Source organism: Bartonella sp. AA97HXZ (assembly GCF_042196985.1).
Taxonomy (GTDB): domain Bacteria; phylum Pseudomonadota; class Alphaproteobacteria; order Rhizobiales; family Rhizobiaceae; genus Bartonella.
This window is the reverse complement of sequence record NZ_JBHIRC010000026.1, coordinates 1-8777: the sequence shown is the minus strand read 5'-3', so window position 1 is coordinate 8777 and position 8777 is coordinate 1. Positions and strand designations below refer to the sequence as shown.

Annotated in this window: 11 protein-coding genes; 3 read left to right on the top strand and 8 right to left on the bottom strand. The window is 39.3% G+C overall.

Features of this window, described 5'->3' with window-relative positions; all coding sequences use genetic code 11:
- The first annotated feature begins 516 nt into the window (after positions 1–516).
- The gene (locus tag ACFINE_RS08710; RefSeq protein WP_375621758.1) at positions 517–840 is read left to right on the top strand and encodes a hypothetical protein; all 324 of its coding nucleotides are present in this window, start codon (positions 517–519) and stop codon (positions 838–840) included.
- Between the two features lie 923 nt (positions 841–1763).
- Here the strand turns inward: ACFINE_RS08710 and ACFINE_RS08705 are convergent.
- From ACFINE_RS08705 to ACFINE_RS08670, 8 genes are all read right to left on the bottom strand, one after another.
- Complete coding sequence (locus ACFINE_RS08705; RefSeq protein WP_375621757.1) at positions 1764–2924, bottom strand: DUF6990 domain-containing protein; 1161 nt, start codon at positions 2922–2924, stop codon at positions 1764–1766.
- Positions 2925–2941: 17 nt separating this feature from the next.
- Positions 2942–3313, bottom strand: a complete 372-nt coding sequence (locus ACFINE_RS08700; protein ID WP_375621756.1) for a hypothetical protein — start codon at positions 3311–3313, stop codon at positions 2942–2944.
- Positions 3314–3667: 354 nt separating this feature from the next.
- Complete coding sequence (locus ACFINE_RS08695; RefSeq protein ID WP_375621755.1) at positions 3668–3874, bottom strand: hypothetical protein; 207 nt, start codon at positions 3872–3874, stop codon at positions 3668–3670.
- Between the two features lie 136 nt (positions 3875–4010).
- On the bottom strand, positions 4011–4577 hold the full coding sequence (locus ACFINE_RS08690) for a hypothetical protein (RefSeq protein WP_375621754.1): 567 nt from the start codon (positions 4575–4577) through the stop codon (positions 4011–4013).
- A 269-nt stretch (positions 4578–4846) separates the two neighbouring features.
- On the bottom strand, positions 4847–5407 hold the full coding sequence (locus ACFINE_RS08685; RefSeq protein ID WP_375621753.1) for a hypothetical protein: 561 nt from the start codon (positions 5405–5407) through the stop codon (positions 4847–4849).
- 113 nt (positions 5408–5520) lie between these two features.
- Positions 5521–5670, bottom strand: coding sequence for a hypothetical protein (locus ACFINE_RS08680; RefSeq protein WP_375621752.1), 150 nt, complete (start codon positions 5668–5670; stop codon positions 5521–5523).
- A 30-nt stretch (positions 5671–5700) separates the two neighbouring features.
- Positions 5701–6234, bottom strand: a complete 534-nt coding sequence (locus ACFINE_RS08675; RefSeq protein WP_375621751.1) for a hypothetical protein — start codon at positions 6232–6234, stop codon at positions 5701–5703.
- 124 nt (positions 6235–6358) lie between these two features.
- Positions 6359–6652 (bottom strand): hypothetical protein, encoded by a 294-nt coding sequence (locus ACFINE_RS08670; RefSeq protein ID WP_375621750.1) that lies wholly within the window; start codon positions 6650–6652, stop codon positions 6359–6361.
- Between the two features lie 565 nt (positions 6653–7217).
- On the opposite strand from ACFINE_RS08670, the gene ACFINE_RS08665 reads away from it, so the two are divergent.
- Both ACFINE_RS08665 and ACFINE_RS08660 read left to right on the top strand, forming a co-directional pair.
- Entirely contained in the window at positions 7218–7781 is a 564-nt protein-coding gene (locus tag ACFINE_RS08665; protein WP_375621749.1) for an NADPH-dependent FMN reductase, read from the top strand.
- 18 nt (positions 7782–7799) lie between these two features.
- Positions 7800–8315: a short-chain dehydrogenase gene (locus tag ACFINE_RS08660; protein WP_375621748.1), complete on the top strand. Its 516-nt coding sequence runs from the start codon at positions 7800–7802 to the stop codon at positions 8313–8315.
- Positions 8316–8777: the final 462 nt, after the last annotated feature.

Sequence of the window (8777 nt, the reverse complement as noted above, 5' to 3'; positions counted from 1 at the left end):
TTCCCCTCAACGGAAACTGCCAAACCCTCATAAAGGCAGTATCCAATCTATAAGAGGATGCACTCTAGCCCTCAAAAGAGTGCATCCTTCCCCTCAACGGAAACTGCCAAACCCTCATAAAGGCAGTATCCAATCCATGGAAAAGATGCACTTCGCCTTCAATAGAGTGAATCCTTCCCTTCAAGGGTTTTACTCAATTTTCATCGCATCTCATTTTTATGAACCCTCATTTTTATGAATCCTTGGTCAAAGGCACAAAAAGAAGTTTGCTAGCAACTATTGTATCACCCACCTTATGGGATTCCACTTGCCTACAGAGCTTTCAAACTTTTTTACGCCTTCATAAAATCGAATCTAAAAGAATTCATTAAGGCAATTAAGAGTAAATTTTGTCAAAATATAGACAAAGTTTATTCTTTTTTGTGATTGTTGTATTTTTACTATAGTTATTTAAATCGAATTTATATATGATACGTATCGATATTTATTTATCGAAATAAATATAGGAGAAAAACTATGAATATCAGATATTTTTTCATAGCTGGGGCTATTACAAGTGGTTTAGCTCTCGCGATTCAAAAATCTGATCGTATAGTCAATAAACAACCCTCTCCTATTGTTGCTCCTTATACTATTGAGAAAACAAATTTACATTTTGTTAAACAAGTAAGGGACACATCGGATACATTGAATATACTGAGAGTCAGTAATAGAAGCGCATCAGAACAAGCATCAATCGACGATATATACGATAAAGCAGAAAATTTATTGAATGCAATAGCTGGTTTTTTAGGATCACTTATTATATATTTCGTACAACTTGTTGCTACTAGAATATAAGATACAAAAAGTTCTTAAAGTAAGGTTATATACATTTTGTATATATTGTAAAATTTAAATAAAAAGGCCCTTTATAAAATGGGGCCTTTTTTAGTTTAATTTTTCCTTTGTTTTAGTTTAGTTTTTATTGTGTTTTTATTTTTATTGGCCAAATATCATCGCCTTCAAAAATGCCATTTTTACTTGTCTCACATCTCAAATGACAAAGGCTCTAACTCCCTAGCTTCGCTCCCATAGCGCTTTCGTTAATAAGGGTCCGCAATCTTCTTGTTCTTCCCAAAAATTCTTCTGTTTTCAAGAAAATGACCATGCATCTTCTCTGTCATCGGATTGGCTTACAGATCTCCATGAAGCAGACTGAAAAACACAAAAACACCATAACTTTTTATATTAATATCACCATACTGAAACACTGTTGAAGCTTAACAAGCGCTGCTTCATTGGCAAGGACTTCTTAAAAAGACAAAAAATACCTCAAAGGCAAAAGAGCTTAACACTGCTCAAAAATGCCATTTTTTGCCTTCCTCTCACCTCAAATGACAAAGGCTCTACCCCCTAGCTTCCCTCCCATAGCACTTTAGTCAATAGAGCTTCCCCATAGCGCCTTTAGTCAATGGAGCTCCCCCCATAGCGCTTTAGTCAATGGACCTTTCCCTCATACCGCTTGAATAAGCGATAATTTATGAGCATTTTCTAACAAAAAAGAGACCGCCTTTAGAAGAGAGTAGAATTTATAATTGATTTTTCTCCTCTATTCTTGAGGATCAAGCCATTTCCAGTCTATTTTTTAAAATCTTGGCTATTATTCTTGATTTTTCGAACCCTTTATTTGGCTCTGGTAAGAAAGGTGTGAAAGCGTCTCAATCATGGCGCTTTCACATCTTTTAAATAAGAGTGCTTTCCTTCAACAGGAGAGTACAACACTAATCAATTTTTATATCCATAAATGCAGGTTCACCATCTTTAATATAAGTAATATCAGGAGCATGTTTTACCCCCTCTGCTTCAAACACGAACTGTTCATCACTCACATCAAATCCTTGTTCCCTTAATTCTTGTTTTTTCTCCTCGACTAATTTTTTATGAAAAGCGCGTTTTTGATTACACGTATTAGGGGATCTTACTCTGAAAAGCTGATAGTCCATGGCTATGGACCACTTCTCAGCAACCCGTTTCAGTAGATCGTAACTGAACTTTCCTTCCCTTTTCACTTCTTGAGCAATCACCATCGCGCGTTCCAAATGGACTTTTTCAATGGTTTCATCAAAGCCAAGCTTCTCCCCTGCCGTAAAACTTTCATCATAAGAAGCTAAAGTCTCAACATCGCCCAGCAAGGCAAGAGCAGCAAGATGCAGCAAAGCATAAGGTGCGAACTCTACGTCTCCATCCGTTGCCCATGATAAAGAATCTTTTTCCCAAGGGGGAATACCATATTGAGAGCGAAACATTTCATGCAAAGAATCATCTTCCATTGTCCATTTTAAAGTTTTATCGAGTGCTTTCTTTAAAAGCTGAGCGCTCACTTTTTCTTCAAAAATTTCCAATCCATTGGGTACAAAATTCATAAATACCGTTGGCACAACCCCAGAATTATGAGGATTAATCGTCTGACAAGCCGCCGCAAAAATACCGCTCATAATTAAAAGTCCGCGATCAAAAGGCGAAAACTCTTCCACTCGTTTCTCGTTATAAAGAAACTGCACTTCGCGATCTGGTAAAAAGAGGGTTGCCAAATAATCTCCCTTTCCCTCGATTTCCACCGACCATCCCAAGCTTTTTAAAAGCCCTGTTGCACTTTCTATCGTGAGAATTTCATCATCATCATAATCGGCAGAGAACTCTTTTTCCTTTAGTTGCAAACGCCTCTCCTGCACCACAGCTTCATCTTTCCAAAACTGCTGCGTTGCAAGATCATTTTCTTTAAGCACTCTTTCCAGCGCGCCTTTCACTTGGAAATTCATTTTCATCCGTTTGAAGACAGAGGTATAAAGAGCTAAAACAAGCATGATAATGATCATGCAAATAACAATCATCACCCAAAACAGGGGATCTAATAGAAATACGGCTATAGAATCACTGTTCATTTTTCCCCTCTCAGTCTTTAAAAAAGCCCGTGCGACAGAGAGCTTATGTGCTCTCGCACCGAGATTGCTTCTTCTAGTTTCTGAATATTTTTGTACAACTCACCCGTCACTTTGGTGCGAAGCCGTAACATCACCGGAATCAAGAAAAGTGCACAAACCGTTATGATGTCCGTTGTTTTAAAGAGAACGGCATGCACAACATATTGCCACCCTGTCAGCTGCCAATTCAATACACCTGGTATTTCTAGAACCATTTTCCACATGATAATGAGAACCGCAATAGCAAAGATAATTTTATAATCCTTTGCTGAGAGCAACACGTGCTGGAGCGAAAAAGAATGCGCTCCTTTATGCGTTTCTTGCTCTGATGTCCAATTTTGCTCCTTCATGTATTCCCCTCTCACTCTTGATGAAAAGACCCGTGTGACAGAGAGCTTATTTGCTCTCACACAGAGATTGCTTCTTCTCGTTTCTAGATCTTTTTTTCCAATTTACGCATTATGATGATGCAAAACCCAAATATCACCGAAATCAAGAAAAGTACACAGGCCGTTATGGCTTACGTCATAATAAAAATAATAATATTCCTGCTACCTTGCCACCCTCTTACCTTCCTCACATTGCAAACAATAAAGATTTTCAAACCACACCAATCTGTAAACAATAGTCACAATTCAGCTTTTTCTTCCTAAAAATTCTCCTATTTTCAAGAAAATGACCCTGCATCCCCACTTCAATAGGATTCATTTCAAAGCTTGAATGAACAAGGCTCCTAAAAATACGAAAACAACCCATATACCGCGCGCCCCTACAAGCAAAACCGTTCCTTCCTCACGCCTCAAACGATAAAGTAAGTCCCAAGCACTCACTCTAGGCTCTAAACCCCACGGGCTCTTATTCCCTTTAATCAACACTGATCCATAATCGGCTTTTCTTCCACTCAATGCCACCCAACACTGCTCCTTTAAAGCAATGTTTACGGACAACCCATAAAAAAACACCAAAACATATCAGAGGCAAAATGGTATAGAGAGCAATCCCTATAAAGGCTGAATCTCTCATAATTTCTTCATTATTTTTTCCCTCTCATGACTTCTCAAGCGCTGTATCCTGTTCTTGCAAGACGTTTTTCAGTTCTTTTCTTAAACAGCGATACGTTCTCACCTGCTTAAAGACACCATAATAAAGTTGTAAAATCCCCATGGGAATACAAGCAACCACCAATGTCACGCACATAAGCACGAAAACAAATATCATGACAAGAATATCGTCCATTTTCCAGTTCACACTTTCTTTATATCGATCCTTTTGATCGGTTATTTTACCCCGTTGCTGGTTTATTTCTTTCAATTTTTGAGTATTTTTTCTCAACAAAAGCCACAATGTTATGAAGAGTATCAACATAACTGGAAACAAGACCCAAACACACACTATAATAACTTGCCAAAACGCACACAGAGAGAGAAAAAGAGGTGTATCCTGCCACCCTGTCAAGTTCTCTTGGCTACCTAAGGATGGAAGAAAGAAAATCCTGTTGCACAACTCAATAATGAGCGAGAGGAAACAAATGACAACATACTCTTGCACAAAAAAATAATCTTTCTCGAAAAAATGGCGCAGTCCATTATAAAATGCTGAATTTTTCCCCTTCATTGCTCTTCCTTTTTATGAAAAACGCATTTTTTATCTCATGCCCGCTCTTTTAAGAACCACGAAAAGTGCGATGCATGGCGCTTCCCTTGTTTTCAACAAAAAACCCCAATTTTCTAAAAGCGTGGTTGCTCTTCCCAATGATTAAGAGCATCCTCCTCATTACAAACCTGATAGGCTTCTTTATCCTCTTTGCCTGATGATTTTCCAACCATCCCCTCTTTCTTGTGTCACGAGAGCTTCCAAACATTGCCTCTTACCCCTCACGATAGCTACAAAAGCGCCTTATCGTTCTCTTTTCTTATGCGTTTTAATTCCCGTTTCACTCTACAATACGTTCTCACCTGCTTAAAGACACCATAATAAAGTTCTAAAATCATCATGGGAATACAAGCAACCCACAGTGTCACGAACAGAAGCACGAGACCGAATATTGTAACAAGAATATCGTCCATTTTCCAGTTCACACTTTCTTTATATCGATCCTTTTGATCGGTTATTTTACCCCGTTGCTGGTTTATTTCTTTCAATTTTTGAGTATTTTTTCTCAACAAAAGCCACAATGTTATGAAGAGTATCAACATAACTGGAAACAAGACCCAAACACACACTATAATAACTTGCCAAAACGCACACAGAGAGAGAAAAAGAGGTGTATCCTGCCACCCTGTCAAGTTCTCTTGGCTACCTAAGGATGGAAGAAAGAAAATCCTGTTGCACAACTCAATAATGAGCGAGAGGAAACAAATGACAACATACTCTTGCACAAAAAAATAATCTTTCTCGAAAAAATGGCGCAGTCCATTATAAAATGCTGAATTTTTCCCCTTCATTGCTCTTCCTTTTTATGAAAAACGCATTTTTTATCTCATGCCCGCTCTTTTAAGAACCACGAAAAGTGCGATGCATGGCGCTTCCCTTGTTTTCAACAAAAAACCCCAATTTTCTAAAAGCGTGGTTGCTCTTCCCAATGATTAAGAGCATCCTCCTCATTACAAACCTGATAGGCTTCTTTATCCTCTTTGCCTGATGATTTTCCAACCATCCCCTCTTCTTGTGTCACGAGAGCTTCTAAACATTGCCTCTTACCCCTCACGATAGCTACAAAAGCGCCTTGTCACTCTCTTTATCTTACGCGTTTTAATGCCCGTCTCACTCTACAATACGTTCTCACGCGCTTGAAAACAAAATAATAAAATTCTAAAATGAGCATGACAACACCCGCAGGAAAAAAGACTTCTAGCAGAAATATCAACCAAAAGTATACGATAAAAAAACAGCTTATTTTTTCTCTATCCTTTTTTACCGGATTATTTTGTTGATCGGTTGTGTGCCCCCGTTGCTGGATAGCCTCTTCTAACTGCTGAATCTTTTTTTTCAACAAATACGTTAAGATGAGATAAAGCACCAATAAAACAGGTATCAAGGCAACAACACACACCATGATAACTTCACGCAGCACAAAGAGCGCCAAAAGAGCGCTATCCTGCGATACACTCAACGACCACTTGGATTCTAATGGGATCAAAAGAGCTTTATGACCTATCCCAATAAGGATAGAAATAAGCCAAATGATAATATGGTCTTTATAAGAACGAAATGATTTTCCAAAAACAACAGAGCACAGTTTGTTATAAAATGTGGAATTTTCCCCCTTCATTTGCTCTTCCTTTTTATACAACTGTTTGTCCTTGACTTTTATAAGAACACGAACAATCTCTCAAGTAAAATTCCGTCCATTGTCGTCAAACAGAATACCCCAGAGAACACTCGTATTGCATATTTTATGTTGCCAATAGTTTTGCCAATTCACGTGCTTGTTTAAAAAAAACACCTCTCAACACTTGCAAACCAACGCGTATCACCCCCATTTCATGAACAGCCCCCATGAAGGGGATAACAATAGCGCCCCCATGAATATATCCCCTTACTATAAACTCTATCACCCCTATTGTTTCAGTAAAAAATGTAATCCGGCGCCATTCATATACGCCCCCTGCGGCCTCTACAATAGCCTTACCCTCCCTTGTAATACGGGGCACGCCATAACTCCATTCCTCAACACGGACAACCCCCAATTACCGCTCCTACAACAACCCCACTCCTGCCCCAAAAACAGACATATCTAGGCTTTTACGATAGCCCTTATCCCTTGAAAAGACAGAAGCATTTTTATTCTTTTCTCAATTATTTTCCGCCCACTTAAGACATGAAAAAAGCAACTTCCATTGATGCGCAAATGATCGCGCAATAAGAGCATTTGAAATGAGAAAATCTTACAACTTTCTTATTCCAATTAAAAAGGCTCAATGATCATTCAAAATACGATGATATCTTCCATTTTTCATTAGAGTTCTTGCAAGCCAATAGCTTAGAATATATTCATAAAAGCGCTTCTAAAACACGAGACAGCCGCTACTTTTGAGATCAAGCATTTTAATATTAATGAAAGCACTAACATTCCCTTGCAAGTTTGAGGTGTTGTTTTGTCAACAATCTTGTTAGCATGGACTGATTCTATGATGATGCGATATCATCACAATTGCTCTTTATAAACAGCATAATGATACGCATCATTTTACTCACAATTCTTTATAAGCCTTGCGTTATAGGCTTGTGGGGAAAAGATAAAGGAGAATCCTGTTGAATATAGCAATTATTTTGGGGTCTGTGCGTCAACCTTCCTTAACAAGAACTTTAGCCAATTATTTAGCGGATTGCCTCATAAAGCGGGGTGCATCACTTCATTGGGTTGATTTGCGTGAACAGCCCTTGCCGATGACAGATCCAGATTATCATCAGCAGGTAGAGGCTAATCCAAGTGCTGCGGTCCGTGAGTTTGTCAAAACCATTGCCGCGGCTGATGGCGTTATTCTAGCAAGCCCTGTTTATCAAGGATCTTATTCGGGTGTTTTAAAAAATGCTCTTGATAATTTGAGCTATAATGCCTTTTTAAATAAACCTGTTGGGCTTATCTCTCATGGGAGTACTGCCAAAAAATGCGCACAACCGTGTGAGCATTTAGTGCCGGTGGTGCACACGCTTTATGGTTATACACTCCAATGTCAAATTGCCTCTTCCAACGAAGATTTTTCCTCAGATGATGAAGGTCGTACTTGGAAAGTTATAAGTGAAGAGGTACAAACCCGTTGTGAAAGACTTGCTGATGAAATGTACACATTTTTAAAGCAACGAGGTGGGATTTAAAGTAATAAGGGAGGGGGCATGAAAAAAAAGGATGCGCACTATCGTTATTTAGTGGTAGGGGGCACAGGGATGCTTGCTCCTTTGTATCAATCACTAAAGCCGCAAGAAGTGATTATTGCTGCACGCTTTCTTTCCCATAAAGTCCAGCTTGAGGCATTGCACAACAAACAGTTGTGCGTGTCGTTGGATTATGATTGTGCGGCATCAAAGGCGCAATTTTTAGAAGCTGTGAAGCAATGGCATGATCTAAAATATTGCATATTATGGATTCATTCGCCCGCCTATGCATTTTCTTGCGCATTAATTGAGCAGTTGGCTCTTTTGCCTAAACCGCCATGTATTCTTCATATTTTTGGTTCCAACACGCATGATCAAATGATCCTCGAGTGCGCGCGCAAAAACAAGGTTGATTTTATCCCCATTCAATTAGGACAAAAAACAACCCCAAAAGGTTTACGACGGCTGCCCCATCAGGAGATAAGCCAACAGGTACTGGATGCCATAAAAAACCATATGAATAAACAAAACTTATGATCAATACCTCTGCTTTGCAAAGAAGCAGTGCCCCTTCAATCTCTATCCATACCCGAACACCCTCTTAAATAACTCATACTCTCTACATCATAGGCTTTGAGAACGAACAATCCCCCTCCCTTACGCCTCTAAACAGCATGCCTATATCAACAGCTCCAAAACCAAACGTTTTTCTAACCCTTCTCACACGGGCTTATCCCCCTCTCACAACCATCACGGCTCTTGACCAACCACACGCCCTATTACAGTTCCACGTTTTTACGATTTTGCAAATTCACAGAAAACAACAAACTTCCGATCAACTGCCCCATTAAAGCCTATTACAAGCCTATACAAGCCTATTCATTGCCATCACCCCTTCTCCCCCAACGCCCTCCATTCCCCCATTCCCCATTACCCCATTCCAATTTTGACGCATTGCACAATCCAACCATTACGCCTCCATTGGCACCTTTTCTCCCC